4 protein-coding genes are annotated in these 2,083 nt (G+C 68.7%); all 4 read left to right on the forward strand.

Going from position 1 to position 2,083, the window contains the following annotated elements:
* Nucleotides 1-223, forward strand: a 223-nt coding sequence (locus H0W38_RS21815) for a hypothetical protein (protein WP_292458163.1), incomplete at its 5' end; no start/stop codon positions are given.
* Between the two features lie 107 nt (nucleotides 224-330).
* On the forward strand, nucleotides 331-507 hold the full coding sequence (locus H0W38_RS21820) for a hydantoinase/oxoprolinase N-terminal domain-containing protein (RefSeq protein ID WP_292458166.1): 177 nt from the start codon (nucleotides 331-333) through the stop codon (nucleotides 505-507).
* A gap of 90 nt (nucleotides 508-597) precedes the next feature.
* Nucleotides 598-1,551, forward strand: a complete 954-nt coding sequence (locus H0W38_RS21825; RefSeq protein ID WP_292458169.1) for a sulfurtransferase — start codon at nucleotides 598-600, stop codon at nucleotides 1,549-1,551.
* 89 nt (nucleotides 1,552-1,640) lie between these two features.
* A partial coding sequence (locus H0W38_RS21830; RefSeq protein ID WP_292458172.1) for a YeeE/YedE thiosulfate transporter family protein occupies nucleotides 1,641-2,083 on the forward strand: 443 nt, incomplete at its 3' end.

Raw genomic sequence — 2,083 nt, forward strand, 5'->3', positions numbered from 1 at the left:
CTTCGGCACGCTCACCGCCTACGTGCCCGGCCCCGAGGCGGCCGACTACCGCTTCACCAGTGCGCTGCCGGCGCAGATCCTGAAATCGATGGCGCCGCTGGTGGCGCAGGCGATCACGTCGCCGACGCGCTGCGGCGCCGAGGCGGCCGCCGTAGAGCCCGGCGCCGTTGCCGCCGTCATAGCGGCGGCGCACGTGGCGCGCAGCATTGACGGCGCACCATAGCGGGCCCTGCGTCGAGCCGCGTTGGCAGCGCAGGACAGGCCAACCCGACCCGCCGGATTCGACACGCCGCCGCAGCGCTGCGGCGGCGTGTCGCTTCAGAATCGCGCATGAGGGCCCATCAAATCCAGCCAAGGTGGCAGTTCTGGGTCGACCGTGGCGGCGCCTTCACCGACATCGTCGGCCGCGCGCCGGACGGAGCGCTGCACACGCTGAAGCTGCTGAGCGAGAAACCAGAGGTCTATGCCGACGCCGCGGTCGAAGTAGTGATGGCGTTTGCCACATAAGCTTCCTACGACTCTGTCGTTCGCTCACCACCTGAATGCGGGCACACTCCGGCGCCCGGGCGCTCGCGCCGTCGCCAACCGTCTCTCCATATGAACCCAAAGTTTTTCTCCACCATCGCGCTGCTGTCCGGCTTGTTCGCCACTTCTGGCGCCTGGGCCGCGCAGCCGCTGCTGTCACCGGCCGAACTCGAGGCGGTGCGCGCCAACCCGGCCGTCCGCATCCTCGACGTGCGCGACCCCAGGTCCTACGCCGCCAACCACATCCCGGGCGCTATCTCGGCGCCGTACGGCAGCTTCCGCGGGCCTGCCGGCAACCCCGGGGAACTGCCGGAACTGGGCAAGCTGACGACGCTGGTGCAGTCGTTGGGCCTGTCGCCGGCGACGCATGCTGTCATCGTCTCAAGTGGGTCTGACCAGACCGATTTCGGCAGCGCGGCGCGCGTCTACTGGACGCTGAAGGTGCTGGGGCTGAAGGAACTGTCGATCCTCAACGGCGGCATCAAGGCCTGGGACGCAGCGAATTTGCCGCAGAACAGCCTGCCGGCGCGCGTCGCGGCCAGCGATTACAAACCCAAGATCGACGAGAGTTTGGTGGCCACGCGCGACGAGGTCAGGCAGGCCGTGCTGTCGGACTCGGCGCAGCTCGTCGATGCGCGTCCGACCGCTTTCTTCGAAGGCGAGACGCGGCACCAGGCGGCGAAGTATCCCGGCACATTGAAGGGTGCGGTCAACCTCGAGCATTCGCGCTGGTTCGAGCCGGGCAGTGCCAGGATGGTCAGCGGCGACGCCGCCCGATCCCTGGCTGCGAGCCTGCCCACCCGGAGCCAGGGCGACACGGTGAGCTTCTGCAATACCGGCCACTGGGCGGCGACCAACTGGTTTGCGTTGTCCGAGGTGGTGGGCCAGAAGAACGTCCGCCTCTACGCCGGATCGATGGTCGACTTCACCCAGAACGGCGACGGCGAACTCGTCGCCAACGTGCCCGGTCGCGCCCAGCAGCTGCTGATCGACGCCAAGCTGTGGGTCGAGCGGACCTTCAATTGACGCCGGGCGCGTCCGTGAAGCCGCCCCTCGCCGCATCGGAGACGGCAAAGACGGATTCACCAAGTCGCTGGCATCGGCTGCCGCTGGCGATGGCGCTGGTGGCTTTCTTCGTGCTGCTGGTCTGGGTCGTTGCCGTACGGCAGGCAGTGCTGTTCGCGGTCGGCATCGGCATGGGCGCGGCACTGGCCGGTGCGCGCTTCGGCTTCACCACCGGCTGGCGCCAGCTCGTCGAGGACCGCGACCCGCGCGGCACGGTCGGGCAGCTGCTGCTGCTGGGGCTGGCGGCGACGCTGTCGATGCCGCTGCTGGCGAGCTACCCTGAACTGCAGGCTGCGCTGGGGCCACCGAGCGTCAGTCTCGTGCTCGGCGCCTTCGTCTTCGGGCTGGCGATGCAGATCTCCGACGGATGCGGATCGGGCACGCTCTACAAGGCCGGGCTCGGGGTGCCGCTGAACATGGGCATCCTGCCGCTGTTCGCATTGGGCAGTTTTCTCGGATCGGCGCACCTGGACCGCTGGCTCGCGCTCGGCGA

Origin of the sequence: Methylibium sp. (genome assembly GCF_013817365.1) — a bacterium.
Lineage (GTDB): Bacteria > Pseudomonadota > Gammaproteobacteria > Burkholderiales > Burkholderiaceae_C > Methylibium.